The sequence below is a fragment of the Streptomyces sp. NPDC005761 genome, assembly GCF_040630635.1.
Taxonomy (GTDB): domain Bacteria; phylum Actinomycetota; class Actinomycetes; order Streptomycetales; family Streptomycetaceae; genus Streptomyces.
Window position 1 is genome coordinate 1 of record NZ_JBEXXX010000016.1, and the last position, 16,146, is coordinate 16,146.

The following is a 16,146-nucleotide window of genomic DNA, read 5'->3' on the forward strand; positions in this document are numbered from 1 at the left end:
GACGCGCGACCGCGCGTCGGCCGGCCTCGGGAGCCCTGCTCGGCTGGATGGTGAGGGGCGGGACCTCTCTCGCGGGTCGGCCGGACCCCATGCCCTCAGGTCAGGGGGTCGAGGAAGGTCAGGCGGGAGGCACCCTCCTCGATCAACGGGGCGAGTGCGATGTTGAACGGACCGCCGTGCGGAGCCTGCAGGTGCCTCTGGAAGGCGGCCTCGTCCTGGTACACCTCCAAGATCCAGTAGGCGCGAGGGCTGGTGGCCTTGGTGTACATCTCGAAGGCGAGATTGCCGACCTCCTCGCGCACCTCGCGGGCGTACTCCCGCAGCAAGTGCGCGACTTCGCCCTCCGCGCCCTCACGGGCGGTGAACTCGGCAAGCAAGGTCTTGTTCTCGTGTGATCTCATGCGGTCGGGGGCTACTTTCGCGAGGAGCCGAGTTGCCGGACGACGGCTCGGTCCAGCCTCACCGAGCCGTTCTCGGCGAAGACCTGGATCCCCTGACTGGACGGGTCGGGGAAGATCTGATCGGTGATCACCGCCTCGCCGCTGCCACCGAAGACCTCGACGGATGACCAGTCGACCAGGATCCGCAGCTTCACCTTGCCGTTCGTGGCCTGCAGCGGTGCGCGCTGGACGCCGGCGAAGGCGTCGCTGAAGTTCACGGTGCCGGAGCGGGTCCGGTCGACGTAGAGTTCCTGAGTAGAGGCGTCGTACCCGATGACGGTCTCCTCTCCGCCCGTCCCGGTGCGCACCTTGAGGCCGAACCGTTCGGCGTCCTTGAGGGAGAAGGTCGCCTCGATGTCGAGTGCCTTGCCCCCGGCCGTTCGGCGCCCCAGAGGCTGTGACGTGCTCGTCACCGTGACTCCGCCCGATGCCACCGGCCGGCCCTTCCGGAGAGAGACCAGGCCCTTCACCGGTTCTCCGGTCAGCCGGATCCGGCCGTCGACGGTGCGCAGGGCCATGAGACGGGGGACGCTCTGCGCGCCGCGCCAGGGGGAGGTGGGGAGGGAGCTGCTGTACTCCCAGTTGTTCATCCAGCCGATCATGTAGCGCTTGCCGTCCGGTGCGCCCTCCCAGGACACGGCCGCGTAGTAGTCCTTGCCGTAGTCGGCCCAGTCGGCGCGCTGCACGGCGGACTGGGCCGGGGTCTCGGCCGTCGTGAACTGGTCGGCCATGATCTGGCCCCAGCCGCCGGTGTTCATGTCGACGATCTGGATCTGCGCCCTCTTTCCGGCATAGGGGCGCATGTCGATGGACGCCCAGTCCAGCGTCTCGCTGTTGGAACCTGTGGCGCTGCCGACGACTTGGCCGTCGACGATCAGGTTGACGGCCGTCTCCCGGGAGACGGGCTGGGCCCGGGTGTCGGAGAGCACGATGTGGTCGACATTGATGTGGCCCCATCCCCCCGTATTGTCGTCGACGATCTTTATGCGAGCCTGCTTGCCGGCGAGGTCACGGAGATCCCAGGAGTCCCAGTTGAGTGCCTCGCCGTCGTGTCCGGTGGCGCTCCGCACCACTGCGCCGTCCACGAGGAGTTCGACGGCGACAGGGTCGGTCTGGGTGGCGGGATGGCTGCCACCGCCGATGAGGAAGTTGACGTAGTCCTTGTCGATGGTGAACGTGGGTGAGGTGAGACTGCCGGTCGTGGAGTCGCCGTTCAGGAAGGAGTTGGCCAGTCCGTTGCCGAGGAAACCGGTGACCTCCTGCTGGCCGGGGTGGCTGCCGGTGGCCGGGGCGGTGCCGAATGCGTCGCCCGTCGTCGTCCAGTTGCCGTAGGTGCCCCCTTCGAAGTCGGCGAGAGTGCTCCCCTCGGGCACCGGTCCCCGCTCCTGCACGGTTCCGGCCTGGTGCGGGTGTTGTCCGCCGGCGAGCTTGAAGTTGAGATACCGGCTGTCGACGGTGAAGGCGGGGGAGGTGAGAGTGCCCGTGCCGCCGTCTCCTGAGTGGAAGCTGTTGGCCAGACCCTTACCCTCGAAGCCGCTGACAGGACCCTGCCCCTCCAGCGCCCCGCCGGCCGGCCCCTGGCCGAACGCGGTGCCGGTCGTTGTCCACTCTCCGAAGCCCTGGCTCTCGAAGTCCTGCTCGACGGTGCCGGCGGGCGGGGTGTAGGTGCCCTTGTCCTCGGCGGTGAACTTCGTGCCGTCGAAGTCGCCGACGAAGTACTGGGCACCCGAACCACCGGCGATTCCACCAGGGTTGATGTTGACGACCAGGACCCATTTGATCCTCTTCTTGTCTCCGTCGACCGCGAGAGGAAACAGGTCGGGGCACTCCCACACCCCGCCGGTCGCCCCGGCCGGCCCGAACTCGCTGAGCAGCTTCCAGTCCTTGAGATTCTTCGAGGAGTAGAACTGCACCTTGTGCTCGGTGGACAGCGACACCGTCATGAGCCAGCTCTTGGTCGGCGCGTACCACTGGACCTTGGGGTCACGGAACTCTTTGGAACCGATGTCGATGACGGGATTGCCGTCGTACTTGGTGAAGGTGCGGCCGCGGTCGTTGCTGTAGGCGATCGACTGGGTCTGAGTGCCGGTGCTCCTGTCGTAACTGGTGTAGATCGCCACCATGGGCGGGTTGATCTTCGTGCCGAACCCGGTGGTGTTGCCCCGGTCGACGACCGCGCTGCCGGAGAACACCATCTCGTTGTCGTCATGCGACAGAGCAAGCGGCAGCTCCTTCCAGTGCACGAGGTCGGTGCTCACCGCGTGCCCCCAGGACATGTCGCCCCAGGAGTTGCCGTTGGGGTTGTACTGGTAGAAGAGGTGGTATTCGCCCTGGTAGTACACCAGGCCGTTCGGGTCGTTCATCCAGTTCTTCTGCGGTGTGTAGTGGAACTGGGGCCGGTAGGTCTCGGTGTGGGGACGGGAGTCGGAAGCGGCGGCCTGAGGCGCAAGCAAGGCTGCGGACATGGCGCACACGGTCGCCGTTGCGGCGATCGCCCGGTTGCGGGCACGCCGGGATACGTGTCGTGGGTTCATGGTGTCTCCTGGGCTGTGGCCGTACCGCAGCCGGATGCTTGCTTCCGGGCGCGGACGGAACGAGAGAGAGCGGCTTTGCCGGAGCCGGCACACCGCATCGGCCAGAGTGATGTCATCGTTGACATGTGTCATCGATGACATCCGGTGCCCGATGATGGACGCATCCTGGCTGACGCGTCAACGGCCAGGACGTGATGCCGACAGCCCGACCCCTCTGCCCGTCACCCGTGATCGGATGACGAGAACTGGGGCAGCTGGCTCCGCCACGGGGGGTTCGGACCGGTGACCGAGCAGGTCAGGGCCGCGACCTGAGCGGCGAACATGCAGGCCTCCACCACCTCGTGCAGGCGGAGGCCGGTCAGGCGCCCCCCGAGGAGCCCGCGGGTGCCGAGGTCGTGCAGCAGCCCCGCTGTGAAGGAGTCTCCGGCCCCGACCGTGTCGACGACCCGCGTCGCCACGGCCGGCACGTGCGCCCGCTCACCGTCCAGCGAGACAAGCGCACCGTCGGCCCCGCGCGTGATCACGACGAGCCGGGCTCCGTCGGTGTGCAGGATGTCGCAGGCCTGGGCGAGGGGAGTTTCAGGCAGGAGGAGCTTCAGGTCCTCTTCGCTCAGGCGCAGAACGTCCGCGAGGCCGCACCAGCGCTGCAGCTTCGCCCGGTAGGCCTCGGGGTGCACCAGCAGTGGGCGAACATTGGGGTCGATGCTGATGGTGGTCCGGGGTGCGGCCGTTGTCAGGAACTCCTCCACCGCCGCCGCCCCGGGCTCCAGGACCAGGGCCAGGGAGCCCGTGTGGAGGCAGACGGTCGCGGACAGGTCCGCGTCCACCAGTTCGGCGCTCGCCCACTGCCAGTCGGCCGTGTTCTGGGCATGGAAGGAGTAGACCGCCTGTCCCTGGGCGTCCAGCTCCGCCACCGCCAACGTGCTGGGTTCGGACGCCACGACGGCGTGGGACAGGTCTACCCCGGAAGCCTCGAGATGGGCCCGGAACAGCCGGCCGAACACGTCCCCCGACAGCCGGGCCAGGAAGTGGGACCGGGTGCCCAGGCGGGCCAGGGCCACAGCGGTGTTCGCCGGTCCGCCGCCGGGCAGCACGCGCAGGTCGAGTGCGTTCGGGGCGCTGGCGGGACGGGTGAAGGCGTCAGCGACGCATTCCCCCAGGACGGTGATCTGACGCGAGCTCATGGGCTGCTCTTCTCTGACGAGCGGACGGCCGAACCGGGTGCGTCGCGGCACGGGCGCTGACCGGCTACGGGTGGGCGACGGCCGGGACGTTGCCGATTTGTAACGGGGGCAAGCCATTGACGTTCCCGGGAGACGGAGTCCATCATCCTCGGCAGGCAGTGTCAACGATGACATAAGTCAACGATGACATTCCGGCGGCATGCATCGATGCCGCCCGATCCGTACGCAATCCCGCAGGAGTCGTTCATGCCTCACACCACTCGTCTGACCCCCTCCCTGATCAGAGCTGCCGCGTGCGTGGGCATCGCGGCTCTCACGCTGACGGCGTGCGGGTCCGGTTCCGGCTCGGATTCCGCGGGTTCGGGCTCGGGCGGCGTCAAGGTCGGCTTGATCACCAAGACCGACACCAACCCCTTCTTCGTGAAGATGAAGGAGGGGGCGGAGAAGGCAGCCAAGGAGAGCGGAGCCCAACTGATCTCCTCGGCAGGCAAGTTCGACGGGGACAACGCAGGTCAGGTCACTGCCGTCGAGAACATGGTCGCTTCGGGCGTCAAGGGCATCCTCATCACCCCCAGTGACTCCAAGGCGATCGTGCCCGCCCTGGCGAAGGCCCGCGCGAAGGGGATCCTGGTCATTGCCCTGGACTCCCCGACCGATCCCCAGAGCGCGGTCGACGCCCTCTTCGCCACCGACAACCTCGCGGCCGGCGAGCTGATCGGCGCCTACGCCAAGGCCGCCATGAAGGGCAAGGCGGCCAAGATCGCCACGCTCGACCTGGCGCCGGGCGTCGCCGTCGGCGTCCAGCGGCACAACGGCTTCCTCAAGGGCTTCGGCCTCGGCGACAAGGACCCGTCCATCGTCTGCTCCCAGGACACCGGAGGCGATCAGGCAAAGGGTCAGACCGCGATGGAGAACTGCCTCCAGAAGGCGCCCGGCATCAACGTCGTCTACACCATCAACGAACCGGCCGCGCTCGGCGCGTACACCGCGTTGAAGGCCAAGGGCCGGGAGAGGGACGTTCTGATCGTCTCTGTCGACGGCGGCTGCGCCGGGACCCGGGCGGTCAAGGACGGCAAGATCGCCGCAACCTCCCAGCAGTACCCGCTGAAGATGGCTGCCGAAGGTGTCAAGGCCGTCGTGTCGTACGCCAAGGACGGCAAGAAGGCGAGCGGTTACACCGACACCGGCGTCAGCCTGATCACGGACAAGGCGCAGGCGGGGGTCGAGTCGAGGGACACCGCCCACGGCCTGGACAACTGCTGGGGCTGAGCCGGCCGCCCCCGAGCCGCCGCCGTTCGACACCCGTTGGCGTGGTGGCCTGCCCTGCCCGAGCAGGTACGCCGCCGCGCCCCGTCCTCCCACAAGGACCTCTGTTCTTCCGACAAGGACTACGCATGACAGCCACAACCACGCCGTACGCCGAGCTCGAAGCGCCGACCAAGGCCCGCAGACTGCTCACCGCGCCGACCACCGGCCCCTTGGCCGCCCTCCTCCTTGCCTGTGTGTTCTTCTCCCTCTCCACGGACCAGTTCCTCACGGGCGGGAACTTCTCGCTGATCGTGCAGCAGGTCATGGTCGTCGGCACCCTCGCCATCGGGCAGACACTGATCATCCTCACGGCGGGCATCGATCTGTCGTGCGGTGCCGTGATGGCGTTCGGCAGCATCGTGATCGCCAAGATGGCGGCTGAGGGCACGCTGCCACCGCTCCTCGCCATCACCCTGGGCCTGGTCGTCTGCGGGGGCTTCGGACTTCTCAACGGGCTTCTGGTGCAGAAGATCCCGCTGCCGCCGTTCATCGTGACCCTCGGGATGCTGAACGTGGCGTTCGCCCTGACCCACATCTACTCCGAAGAACAGACCGTCACCAGCCTGCCCGGCCCACTCACGGCCCTCGGCCGCACCTTCCCGCTCGGCCACACGGACATCACCTACGGTTCGCTGGTCACCATCGCCCTCTTCCTCCTCCTGGCCTACTCCCTCAGCAGCACCGGATGGGGCCGGCACGTCTACGCGCTGGGCAACAGCCAGGAAGCCGCACGCCTGAACGGCATCCGCACCTCCCGTCTGACCATCGGCATCTACACCGTGGCAGGCGTCCTGTACGGACTCGCCGCCCTGCTGCTCATCTCCCGTACCGGTGTCGGCGACCCGCAGGCAGGGCAGACCGAGAACCTCGACAGCATCACCGCCGTGGTCCTGGGCGGTACGAGTCTCTTCGGTGGACGCGGTTCGGTCCTGGGCACCTTCATCGGTGTCCTCATCGTCGGTGTGTTCCGCAACGGCCTTCAGCTGATGGGTGTGGCCTCCATCTACCAGACCCTGATCACCGGAATCCTCGTGATTCTCGCGGTGACCGTCGACCAGATGTCCCGGAGGAAGGCCCGATGACCACCACCACTTCCACCCCCGTTCTCCAGGCACGCGGTCTGGTCAAGCGCTACGGGCAGGTCACCGCCATCGACGGTGCGGACTTCGACCTGATGCCCGGCGAGGTCCTCGCGGTCATCGGCGACAACGGAGCCGGCAAGACCAGCCTGATCAAGGCCCTCACCGGTGCCGTGACACCGGACGCGGGCGAGATACGGCTCAACGGCGAACTCATCCACTTCTCGGGGCCGCAGAGCGCGCGCGCCCACGGCATCGAGACGGTCTACCAGGACCTGGCCGTGGCCGCCTCCATGGACATCGCCTCGAACATGTTCCTCGGCCGTGAACTGCGCCGACCTGGCGTCCTCGGCAGCGCCTTCCGCATGCTGGACAAGAAGCGCATGCGGCAGGAGGCTGCCGAGCACATGGCCGACCTCAAGATCGGTCTGCGCTCGCTCACGCAGGCGGTCGAGACCCTCTCGGGCGGACAGCGGCAAGCCGTGGCGGTCGCACGCTCCGTCGCCTGGGCGCGCAGCGTCGTCGTCATGGACGAGCCCACCGCGGCCCTCGGTGTCAAGGAATCCGGGCAGGTCCTGGATCTGATCCGTCGCGTTCGCGACAAGGGCATGCCCGTGGTCCTGATCAGCCACAACATGCCGCACGTCTTCGAGATCGCCGACCGGATCCACGTCCACCGGCTGGGCCGCCGCGCCGCCATGATCAAACCCTCCGACCACACCATGGCGGAGGTCGTCGCCATCATGACGGGCGCTCTGACTCTCGATGGGGCCGGAGGTACTGTCGTAGCGGATTCCGAGGCCGCCAAGGCGGTAGGAGTCCAGGCCACCTGACACGACTCAGCACACTCACAGGTTCCGGCCGAGGCCGCGGCCGGAACCGACGAGCACAGGAGACGCCTCCTCCATGGCAGCGAACCGCCGCCCCACCCTGGCCGATGTCGCCCGAGAAGTAGGCGTCAGCGCCAAGACGGTCTCCCGAGTCCTCAACGAGGACGGACCCGCCTCAGCCCGGACCAGGGAACAGGTGCTCGCCGCGGTGGCCAAACTCGGCTTCCAGCCAAATCTGATGGCACGCAACATCCGTGTCGGCGGGCCCGACACGACGATCGGACTGGTCGTCCCCGACCTCGGCAACCCCTTCTTCGGCGCAGTGGCCGGCGGCATCGAGGACATGGTGCGAGACCGGGGTCTGACCCTGCTCATGGGGTCCTCCGCAGACGAGCCCGAACGCGAACGCGCCCTGAGCGACAAGTTCCTGGCTCGCCGCGTGAGCATACTGATGGTCATCCCCGCCGTCGGCTCCGACCACTCCCACCTGCGCACACACCGGGCCGCCGGACTGCCCGTGGTCTTCATCGACCGGCCGGGAGCCGGGCTGGCCACGGACAGCGTCGTCAGCTCCAACCGTACGGGAGCCCACGAGGGCGTCACCCACCTGATCTCCCACGGCCACCGCCGCATCGGCTTCGTCGGGGACCTCCCCACCAACCTCTACACCCGCCGCGAACGCCTGGCCGGATACCGCTCGGCCCTGGCGGAAGTCGGCCTCCCCTACGACCGCTCCCTGGTCACCAACGCACACGACCCGCACGGTGCCTCCGCCGGCACCTCCCAGCTCCTGGACCTGGTCGATCCCCCTACGGCCCTGTTCGCCGGCAACAACATTGTCGCGCTGGGGATCGTTGCTGAACTCGCCCGCAGCAGACGGAAGGACGTCGCCGTCGTCGCCTTCGACGACGTGGCGCTCGCCGAAGCGCTCGAACCGGCCCTGACCGTCGTGGCGCAGGATCCCGAAGAAATCGGCAGAAGGGCGGCGGCCACCGCATTGGCGCGCTTGGACGGCGACCGCTCACGTGCCCGGACCATCACTGTGCCCACCAGGCTGATCGTCCGTGGCTCGGGAGAACAAACCGTTCCGGCGGGGCGCGAAGTCTGATCCCGCTCACGCTGTCCGACGGCAATCTGACGCTCGACGTGTTCGTCGACCGCTTGATGATCGAGGCGTACGCCAACTCGCACAAGTCCATCACCACCGGGGCCTACCCCTTCCGGCAGGACTCCCTCGGCCTGAAGCTCTTCGGGGACGGCAGCGTCATCAGATCCATGACCATCTGGAAGATGGGCAACATGACCGACCGAGTCTGCCGCACCTGCATACGGCGCAGGTTGTGCAGGCGGGCGATGCCCGGCATGCGGACGTGCCGCGCCCTCCGCAGTGCCGCGTCCCCCGGAGTGTCCCACCGGGGGACGCGGCGCGTTGGGCGACGTGCGCCGAGATGTCGGCGAAAGGATGAGTGATCGTCTTCTGAGACCGGAACGGGATCCCGGGAGGGTCGCGATGGTGTCCAGCAGGCTTGCTGCCGGGGGCACCTCGCCCCGGTGCGATCCAGGCGCACATCGAGGGGCCGATTCGGCAGCCCTTAGGCACTTGAGCGTTCGCCAGGTGAGCCGGGAGAAGTCGCCCTCGCGGGACCGTGGAGGAGCTCCCACCCTTCGTCAGCACCACATCGACGGTCGACGGCGACGACCGGGCTGTCAACGGTGCGGTCCGTGGTGGGGAGGAGCGCGGTGTCAGGGGCGCGGAGCCGGCCCCGCACCGACGGTCGGACGGCGCTGAATCATGTCGCGGATGCCACCGTCGGCCGGACGGGCCAGAGCCGTCAGCATCGCGTGGTCGGGGGAGAGGGAACAGGCTGGATCGGTGCGGGTGGCGTCGCCCGTCAGGGCGAAGGCCTGGCACCGGCAGCCTCCGAAGTCCTTGTCCCGGCGGTCGCAGCCGCGACACGGTGAGGGCATCCAGTCCGTGCCCCGGTATAGGTTGAAGGCTTTCGATTCTTCCCAGATCCAGCGCAGGGAATGCTCCTTGGCGTTGACCGGATCCAGGCCGGGCAGGGTGGCGGCTGCGGGGCACGGCAGGACGGTCCCGTCAGGGGCAACGGTGAGTGAGACGGCTCCCCAGCCGCCCATGCAGGGTTTGGCGACCCCGTCGAAGTAGTCCGGCGTGACCCAGACGATTTCCAGACGCCCCTCCAGCTGCTCGCGCCGGCGGTCGACGGACTCCACCGCGCGGGCGAGCTGGTCGCGACCGGGCATGAGTGCCTCCCGGTTGAGCAGGCCCCAGCCGTAGAACTGCGTGTTGGCCAGCTCGATCCGGTCCGCGCCCCACGTCAGCGCGAGTTCCACGAGAGCGTCGATGGCGTCCAGGTTGTGCCGGTGCAGGACGACGTTGACACCGAGGGGCAGTCCGGCCTTCCGGACGAGTGCCGCGGCAGCCTCTTTGGCGGCGAAAGCGCGGCTGCCTGCGATCGCATCCGAGGTGGCGGGGTCCGCGTGCTGTACGGACAGCTGGACGCTGCGCAGCCCTGCCGCGGTCAGGGAGCGCAGACGGTCCTCGCTGAGGCCCGAGCCACTGGTGACCAGCTGGGTGTAGATGCCGGATTCCTCCGCACCGGTGACGATCGTCTCCAGGTCCTTGCGGAGCAGCGGCTCGCCGCCCGAGAGGTGGGTCTGCAGGACTCCGAGGTCGGCGGCTTGGCGGAAGATGTCCACCCAGTGCGCGGCGGTCAGCTCGCGGGAGCGGCGGGTGAGCTCCAGAGGGTTGGAGCAGTAGCCGCAGTGCAATGGGCAGGCGTGTGTCAGTTCCGCCAGCAGCCCCCAGGGGGGTGGGGCCGTCGCCGTCATCGGATCCAGCCTTCCTTGTGCAGCCGTTCGATGAACGTGCTCACCTCGGTGTCGACAGGGGCTGTGGGAAAGCGTTGCCGCAGCTCGTCGGCGATGCGGGTCACTGTGCGCGTGCCGTCGCACAGTTCGATGATCGATCGGGCGCTGCCCTCGAGCACGACGACGCGTTCCGGCATGAGCAGGACGTCCTTGCCCCGCGTCCGGTCGTGCCTCAGGACGACGGCGGCGGCCCGGCGAGGGCACCAGAGGTCCCCGGGGGGCGTGTTCATTTCACGCCTCCCGGTCGGCCGCCGTGCTCGACGCTGTCGAGGAGCGACCAGAGCACATCGCACTTGAAAGCCAGCGCCGACAGCGCGCCGAGCTGGTCGGCGCGGGTTCGCGCCCAGTCGACCACCCAGGACAGTGCCTCGACGCCGTCACGGCGCCCCTGCGGTACCCGGCTCCTGAAATAGGCGAGTCCCGACTCCTCGATCCATGGGTAGTGGACGGGGAAGGTCTCCAGGCGGGTCAGCATGATGTTCGGTGCGCACAGCTCGGTGAGCGAGGAGGCGACGGCCTCCAGAGGGGGACTGAGCCGGCAGAAGTTCACATATCCGTCGACGGCGAACCGCACCCCGGGCAGGACGTTCCTGCCCGACTCCAGGTCGGTGCGGTCCAGGCCGACCGCCTCGCCGAGCCGCAGCCAGCGCTCGATGCCGCCCTCGCCGTCGGCGATACCGTCGTGGTCCTGGATCCTGCGCAGCCACGAGCGCCGCATGGAGGGCTCGGGCAGTTTGGCGAGGATCAGGGCATCCTTCACCGGGATGCTGCGCTGGTAGTGGAAGCGGTTGGCGACCCAGGTGCGCAACTCTGCGGGGCTGAGGTCACCGCGGTGCATGCGTACGTTGAAGGAATGCTTGTCGTGGTAGCGGCTCTGTGCCAATTGCCGCAGTTCCGACTCGAACGCGGCGGGTGGCAGGGGTGCGTCGCCGGGCTGTGCGGGGTGTGCGATACCGGGTCCGGGCCGTGCGGGTGCTGTCGTCATAGCTCGATCACCATCCCGTCCTGGGCCACTTCGAGCCCTCGTCCGGCCAGGATGCCGTGTTGCGGGGCGGAGGGGTCGACCAGGGGATTCGTATTGTTGAGGTGGGTGTAGAGGCAGCGGGCCGGCAGGGACGACAGGCGCTGGGCGGTGCCGGTGGGCCCGTCGATGGGCAGGTGGCCCATGGCGGTTGACGTTCTGTCGGAGATGCCCAGTCGTTGCGGCTCCTTGTCGTCCCAGAAGGTTCCGTCGATGAAGACGCAGTCCGCGGCGGCGGCCTCCTTGCCGAACTCCTCGGTCCAGCCGGCGAGCGCCGGCGCGTACAGCGCTGTCCCTCCGCGGCCGGGGTCGTGAAGGCGGGCGGCGGTGACCCAGGAGTCGTCCTCCGGAGCGTCAGCGGCGTAGCGGGGACGCTTGGTGGACAGGGGCACTGCGCAGACCTCGATCCCCGCGATCACTGTCGGGCCTTGACCCGGCGGCGGCAGGTTCCGCCAGGTGAGAGTGGTGTAGGGCGCCAGAACGGTGTCCAGCGCGAGGCGTTCGCGCAGAGCCTGGCGTACCGGTGCGGTGGCGTGGATCTCCACGTGCCGCGCCTCGCGCAGCCGCAACAGGCCCAGCGTGTGGTCGAGCTCTGCGTCGGTGAGCAGGACCCGGATCACCGGGGTGCGTTCCGCGCCCGCTCCTGGACGCAGCCGGGGGTGTGCCTCCAGGTGATCGGTGATGTCCGGACCTGCGTTGACGAGGAACCAGGAGGACGGATCGTGGCCGAGAACGGCAAGCGAGTCATGGCTTCGGCGACGGTCGGGGTGAGCGCGTGCCCCGGTGCAGCCGGGGCACGCGCAGTTCCACTGGGGAACCCCTCCACCCGCTGCCGTTCCCAGGGTGAGCAGCAGCATCGGGCTTCTGCTAAAGGTCGTTGAGGTAGTAGGCGGTGACTTCCATGCCGGTTTCGATGACGGTGAAGTCCGGTGTGGCCCAGGCATCGGCGGTGGGTGCGGTGACGGTCTGCTGGTCGGGGGTGATGGGGGCGTCGAGCATGGTGGATGTCCCTTCGGTGGGGCGGAAGTGGGTGTGCCGGGAATGGGCGGGGGAGGCCCGTACCGGGCTTGCGCCGGGGAGCACTGCCGGCTGTGACACAGGTGCGATGACTCTGGGAGCGTGCCGCGACAAGCTGGCGAACAACCGCTGAGCGGTTTTGGTGGTCCGTCAGGTGGATTGACTCATACGTTATGCAGGCGCCCGGTCGGGAGCAAGAGGGAGGGTGGCACTGATTTCGCCTGCTGCTGCGTGCTTGCGGGCATGCCGATGGCCCGGCACAGCCGTGCCATCGGCATGCCAGGCTGCGCCCGGTGCTACTTGCAGAAGGGCTTCATGCCGGCCGCGGACTGGATGCCCCCCGTGATCAGCTTCTGGAACTCGGCCGCTCCGGCGAAGGATCCGTCCGTGGTGAATTCCTTCGCGTCGTGGCCCAGCGTGGTGACCCAGGAGCGGCCGCCGTCGTAGTACTGGCACCAGGCCACCGGGTGGTTGTCACCGTGGCCGGGGTGGTTGTAGTTGCCGGCCACCCCCTTGGTCAGGGTGCTCTCGTCGACCTCGGCCAGGACCCGGACCTTGGTGGGGGCGGGGACCAGGTTGTACCACTCGTCGGTGAAGTTCCACCGGGTCGGCAGCTCCTTGGTGGAGACGTCCCTGCGCTCCACCGTCTGCACGGTGCCGGGCTGGTTGGCTCCGTGGTCGTAGAAGTTGGCGTTGCCCAGCAGGCCCTCGTACCAGGGCCAGTTGTACTCGGTTCCGAAGGCGTTGTGGATGCCGACGAAGCCGCCGCCGCCGCGGACGTACTGGCGCAGCGAGGTCTGGGCGGCGTCATCCAGCGCGTCGCGACTGGTGGAGAAGAAGACCACCGCGTTGTACTTGAACAACGTGTTGGGTGAGGCGAGTTGGGTGACGTCCTCGGTGTAGTCGACCTGGAAGCCCCCCTGCTCACCCAGCTTGAGCATGGCCTTCTGGACCACGTTCGCGTCGGTGATCGGAGGGTTCAGGCCTGTTGCCGGCGCCGGGCCGAGGTTGGCGTGCCGGGGCCCTGCTGTGCGGGTGTACAGCAGGATCCTGTAGCCCTTGGCCGGGTCGAAGTTGCCCCAGTCGTGGTAGCAGTCAGGGTTCAGCCCACGGCAGACCCCGTAGTCGGGGTCGCCCAGTTCCTTGGCCCCGGTGCCGATCCGCCCATGGGCGAAGCTGAGGGTGCCGGTGGCGATGAGCGCCACGACCATGGCGATCGTCGCCCCCAATGTGGCGAGCACGGCCGAGCGAGTGCTCAGCGCTCTCGCCCGGAGGGTTCTTCCTGGCATGGGTGTGCTTCCTTCTGTTGTCGATGCGCGCCGGATCGGCACCTGGCGAAAGGGGAGGGAGCCTGCGGGCGGGCGGTGAGCCGCCGCCTGGCCGTGGCGGCCGCCGCGCAGGAGGGGAGGCATGACGGACGTGGACGGAGCGGCTGAGTGCGCCCGTACGTCTGCGCCCGACGGTGCGGCCGAGGTGCGAGGCATGCAGGCGGCGGCCGGTGTGATGGCGGACGGGGCCGCATGCGTCGTGCGGGTGGAGCGGACTTCGCCCGGGCGGTGCGTGGCCGCGGGGTCAGGAGACGACGATCTTGCCCGTGCTCTGTGGGGACACCGGGTCGTTGTAGAAGAACTCGCCCGCCGTGTCGAAGGTGTGCGTGTACGACTCCCCGGGCATCAGCAGGCCGGTGTCGAACTCGGCCTCGAAGAAGGCGGCAGCGCCGTGGGCGGTCTTGTTGGTCGCGGGGTTGGTGAACGTCACCGTGGTGCCGCGTTCGATGGCGAGATGCTGCGGTGACATGGCGTTCTGCGAGACGAGGTTCTCGGCGGCGCCCGGGGCGCCCTTGGCGTTGTCCCAGACGCGGCCCAGCGTGATGGTGTTGTCCGCGGCGCTGCCGCTGACCGCCGCGGCCCGGATCTGGTTGCGCTTGGAGGGGGGTACGGGCGCGGGCGCCGGGCCGACCTTCCCACCGACCTTGAAGGCCCACAGATGGTCGCCGCGCGGGATGTCCGGGTAGGGCAGACCGTTTCCGCCGGCCAGCACGGCCACGTACTGCTCGCCGTCGACCTCGTACGTCATCGGACTCGTGTTGACGCCCGCGCCGCACTGCCAGGTCCACAACTCCTTGCCGGTCGCGTCGTCCATGGCGGTCAGGACACCGTCGGGACGCCCCTGGAAGAGCACGCCGCTTGCGGTGCTGAGCACACCGTTGCCGTGGGCGAGCGACCAGTCGCCCTCCTGCCGCCAGGACACCGTGTTCGTCCGGGGGTCCACCGCGGCCACTCCGCCGGCGAAGTACTCACCGAGGGGGCGTGCGGTATTGACCCGGCCGCCATGGGTGTTGGAGTAGGCGGAGTTGATCAGCCCGTATCCCACGTACACCAGCCCGGTGCGGTGGCTGAAGGACGGGGAGGACCAGTCCGCGCCGCCGCCCGCGCCCGGATACAGGATGGTCGGCCGGTCCCAGTGCACCTCGAAGAGGCCGCCGGTGGCGTAGAACGGCACTGGCCGGGTGGCCTTGTCGATGCGTGGTTCCGTCTCGACGAAGGGCTCGCCGCCGGGGAAGGGCTGGGTGGGGGCGGTCTTCTGCGCCGCGTGCTGCGGTACGGGGCGCTCCTCCATGCCGTGAACCGGGTCTCCGCTGGCACGGTCCAGGATGTAGTACATCCCCGTCTTGCTGCCGTACACGACGACCTTGCGTTTGCGTCCCTCGATCTGGATGTCCGCGAGCACGGGCGACATCACACCGTCGTAGTCCCAGATGTCGTGGTGCACGGACTGGAAGTGCCAGCGCCGCTTCCCCGTCTTGGCGTCGATGGCCACCAGACAGTTGGCGAAGAGGTTGTCACCGCCCCGGGTGGATCCGTCGGTGCGGGGGTAAGGGTTGCCGAACGTCCAGTAGACCAGGCCGAGTTCGGGGTCCACTGCGGGGTGGATCCAGCAGACCGCGCCACCGGTCTTCCAGGTGTCGCCCTCCCAGGTGTCGTGGCCGAACTCGCCGGGCCCGGGCGTGCCCCAGAACGTCCAGATCACCTCACCCGTCCTGGCGTCGAGGGCGTACCCGCGGCCGCGGGCGCCGGCGGTGCTGCCCTGGGTACCGACGTAGATCATGCCGTCCCAGTAGACGACGGCGCCGGCGAGGCTGCCCTTGCTGCCGCCGCACTGGCCACTGGCCGGGTCGCATCCGGGGTCGCCCTGGTCCTCGATGAGCATTTCCCTGGTCCACACGACGGCGCCGGTGCGTTGGTCAAGGGCGTAGATGACGTTCGCCCCGGAGATGGTGAAGGCGAGCCCCTGGCCGAGGGCGACCCCACGCATGTTGGTGGTCTCGCTGCCTACGCTCGTCTTCCATTTGACGGAGCCGGTGCGGCCGTTGACCGCGAAGATGTTCTGCTGGGTGGTGGCGATGTAGAGGACGCCGTCCTGGGCCACGACGGCGCATTGCTGGGCACGGCCGGTGTCGCCGCCCTCCAGGTTGATGTGCCAGGCGCCGCCGAGCTGCTTCACATTGCGCGGGGTGATCTTCTTGAGAGCCGAGTAGTTCTGGTTGGCCAGGTTTCCGCCCGCCTTGGGGAAGTCGCTGTCCGTCGGCTTGAACGCCTGTCTCGGGACCGGCAGGGCCAGCGTTCCGCTGTGCGGTTCGGCGGCCTGGGCGGGCGAATTGAGAAGCGCAACGGCCGTTGTGGTGCCGGCCGCCGCACTGGCGATAAAACTGCGTCTGTCCATGAACCCTCTTTCATGACGTGCCCCTGCCGAATCCGGATCCACCGGGTGGTCCGGTTGGAGGTGAGGGGGAGAGAGAGCGGGGAAAGCGGATCATGGTCCGCTGTGCGGTTTGACGGAC

At 68.5% G+C, this 16,146-nt stretch carries 15 protein-coding genes; 5 read left to right on the forward strand and 10 right to left on the reverse strand.

Going from position 1 to position 16,146, the window contains the following annotated elements; all coding sequences use genetic code 11:
* Window positions 1-95: 95 nt before the first annotated feature.
* The 3 genes from ABZ434_RS17030 to ABZ434_RS17040 all read right to left on the reverse strand — a co-directional run bounded on the left by ABZ434_RS17030 (window position 96) and on the right by ABZ434_RS17040 (window position 4,158).
* The gene (locus tag ABZ434_RS17030) at window positions 96-401 is read right to left on the reverse strand and encodes an antibiotic biosynthesis monooxygenase family protein (RefSeq protein WP_359136603.1); all 306 of its coding nucleotides are present in this window, start codon (window positions 399-401) and stop codon (window positions 96-98) included.
* Between the two features lie 11 nt (window positions 402-412).
* On the reverse strand, window positions 413-2,974 hold the full coding sequence (locus tag ABZ434_RS17035; RefSeq protein ID WP_359136606.1) for a GH32 C-terminal domain-containing protein: 2,562 nt from the start codon (window positions 2,972-2,974) through the stop codon (window positions 413-415).
* A 221-nt stretch (window positions 2,975-3,195) separates the two neighbouring features.
* The gene (locus ABZ434_RS17040; protein WP_359136609.1) at window positions 3,196-4,158 is read right to left on the reverse strand and encodes a carbohydrate kinase; all 963 of its coding nucleotides are present in this window, start codon (window positions 4,156-4,158) and stop codon (window positions 3,196-3,198) included.
* 246 nt (window positions 4,159-4,404) lie between these two features.
* Between ABZ434_RS17040 and ABZ434_RS17045 the strand changes: the two genes are divergently transcribed.
* The 5 genes from ABZ434_RS17045 (at window position 4,405) to ABZ434_RS17065 (ending at window position 8,845) form a co-directional block, all read left to right on the forward strand.
* A complete protein-coding gene (locus ABZ434_RS17045) occupies window positions 4,405-5,427 on the forward strand; it encodes a substrate-binding domain-containing protein (protein ID WP_359136612.1) in 1,023 nt (340 codons plus the stop codon).
* A 125-nt stretch (window positions 5,428-5,552) separates the two neighbouring features.
* Window positions 5,553-6,548, forward strand: coding sequence for an ABC transporter permease (locus ABZ434_RS17050; protein ID WP_359136617.1), 996 nt, complete (start codon window positions 5,553-5,555; stop codon window positions 6,546-6,548).
* Complete coding sequence (locus ABZ434_RS17055) at window positions 6,545-7,378, forward strand: ATP-binding cassette domain-containing protein (RefSeq protein ID WP_359136620.1); 834 nt, start codon at window positions 6,545-6,547, stop codon at window positions 7,376-7,378. Before ABZ434_RS17050 ends, ABZ434_RS17055 begins: the two co-directional genes overlap by 4 nt.
* Before the next feature lie 73 nt (window positions 7,379-7,451).
* Window positions 7,452-8,483 (forward strand): LacI family DNA-binding transcriptional regulator, encoded by a 1,032-nt coding sequence (locus ABZ434_RS17060; RefSeq protein ID WP_359136623.1) that lies wholly within the window; start codon window positions 7,452-7,454, stop codon window positions 8,481-8,483.
* Between the two features lie 38 nt (window positions 8,484-8,521).
* Window positions 8,522-8,845 carry a GH32 C-terminal domain-containing protein gene (locus tag ABZ434_RS17065; RefSeq protein ID WP_359136626.1) on the forward strand — a complete coding sequence of 108 codons (324 nt, stop codon included), beginning with the start codon at window positions 8,522-8,524 and terminating at the stop codon, window positions 8,843-8,845.
* Window positions 8,846-9,118: 273 nt separating this feature from the next.
* Here ABZ434_RS17065 and pqqE read toward each other — a convergent pair whose 3' ends face one another.
* The 7 genes from pqqE to ABZ434_RS17100 all read right to left on the reverse strand — a co-directional run bounded on the left by pqqE (window position 9,119) and on the right by ABZ434_RS17100 (window position 16,028).
* Window positions 9,119-10,228: a pyrroloquinoline quinone biosynthesis protein PqqE gene (pqqE, locus tag ABZ434_RS17070; protein WP_359136629.1), complete on the reverse strand. Its 1,110-nt coding sequence runs from the start codon at window positions 10,226-10,228 to the stop codon at window positions 9,119-9,121.
* Window positions 10,225-10,497 (reverse strand): pyrroloquinoline quinone biosynthesis peptide chaperone PqqD, encoded by a 273-nt coding sequence (gene pqqD, locus ABZ434_RS17075; protein ID WP_359136632.1) that lies wholly within the window; start codon window positions 10,495-10,497, stop codon window positions 10,225-10,227. The genes pqqE and pqqD overlap by 4 nt, the downstream gene beginning before the upstream one ends.
* Window positions 10,494-11,252: a pyrroloquinoline-quinone synthase PqqC gene (gene pqqC / locus ABZ434_RS17080; protein WP_359136635.1), complete on the reverse strand. Its 759-nt coding sequence runs from the start codon at window positions 11,250-11,252 to the stop codon at window positions 10,494-10,496. The genes pqqD and pqqC overlap by 4 nt, the downstream gene beginning before the upstream one ends.
* Window positions 11,249-12,145, reverse strand: coding sequence for an MBL fold metallo-hydrolase (locus ABZ434_RS17085; RefSeq protein ID WP_359136638.1), 897 nt, complete (start codon window positions 12,143-12,145; stop codon window positions 11,249-11,251). Before ABZ434_RS17085 ends, pqqC begins: the two co-directional genes overlap by 4 nt.
* A gap of 10 nt (window positions 12,146-12,155) precedes the next feature.
* Window positions 12,156-12,287, reverse strand: coding sequence for a pyrroloquinoline quinone precursor peptide PqqA (gene pqqA, locus ABZ434_RS17090; RefSeq protein WP_359136641.1), 132 nt, complete (start codon window positions 12,285-12,287; stop codon window positions 12,156-12,158).
* A gap of 314 nt (window positions 12,288-12,601) precedes the next feature.
* Window positions 12,602-13,594, reverse strand: a complete 993-nt coding sequence (locus ABZ434_RS17095; protein ID WP_359136644.1) for a ThuA domain-containing protein — start codon at window positions 13,592-13,594, stop codon at window positions 12,602-12,604.
* A 283-nt stretch (window positions 13,595-13,877) separates the two neighbouring features.
* Entirely contained in the window at window positions 13,878-16,028 is a 2,151-nt protein-coding gene (locus ABZ434_RS17100) for a PQQ-binding-like beta-propeller repeat protein (protein WP_359136647.1), read from the reverse strand.
* Window positions 16,029-16,146: the final 118 nt, after the last annotated feature.

Coding starts and splice junctions, on each gene's coding strand:
- ABZ434_RS17030 (WP_359136603.1), bottom strand. CDS start 401: ATGAGATCACACGAGAACAAGACCTTGCTTGCCGAGTTCACCGCCCGT.
- ABZ434_RS17035 (WP_359136606.1), bottom strand. CDS start 2,974: ATGAACCCACGACACGTATCCCGGCGTGCCCGCAACCGGGCGATCGCC.
- ABZ434_RS17040 (WP_359136609.1), bottom strand. CDS start 4,158: ATGAGCTCGCGTCAGATCACCGTCCTGGGGGAATGCGTCGCTGACGCC.
- ABZ434_RS17045 (WP_359136612.1), top strand. CDS start 4,405: ATGCCTCACACCACTCGTCTGACCCCCTCCCTGATCAGAGCTGCCGCG.
- ABZ434_RS17050 (WP_359136617.1), top strand. CDS start 5,553: ATGACAGCCACAACCACGCCGTACGCCGAGCTCGAAGCGCCGACCAAG.
- ABZ434_RS17055 (WP_359136620.1), top strand. CDS start 6,545: ATGACCACCACCACTTCCACCCCCGTTCTCCAGGCACGCGGTCTGGTC.
- ABZ434_RS17060 (WP_359136623.1), top strand. CDS start 7,452: ATGGCAGCGAACCGCCGCCCCACCCTGGCCGATGTCGCCCGAGAAGTA.
- pqqE (WP_359136629.1), bottom strand. CDS start 10,228: ATGACGGCGACGGCCCCACCCCCCTGGGGGCTGCTGGCGGAACTGACA.
- pqqD (WP_359136632.1), bottom strand. CDS start 10,497: ATGAACACGCCCCCCGGGGACCTCTGGTGCCCTCGCCGGGCCGCCGCC.
- pqqC (WP_359136635.1), bottom strand. CDS start 11,252: ATGACGACAGCACCCGCACGGCCCGGACCCGGTATCGCACACCCCGCA.
- ABZ434_RS17085 (WP_359136638.1), bottom strand. CDS start 12,145: ATGCTGCTGCTCACCCTGGGAACGGCAGCGGGTGGAGGGGTTCCCCAG.
- pqqA (WP_359136641.1), bottom strand. CDS start 12,287: ATGCTCGACGCCCCCATCACCCCCGACCAGCAGACCGTCACCGCACCC.
- ABZ434_RS17095 (WP_359136644.1), bottom strand. CDS start 13,594: ATGCCAGGAAGAACCCTCCGGGCGAGAGCGCTGAGCACTCGCTCGGCC.
- ABZ434_RS17100 (WP_359136647.1), bottom strand. CDS start 16,028: ATGGACAGACGCAGTTTTATCGCCAGTGCGGCGGCCGGCACCACAACG.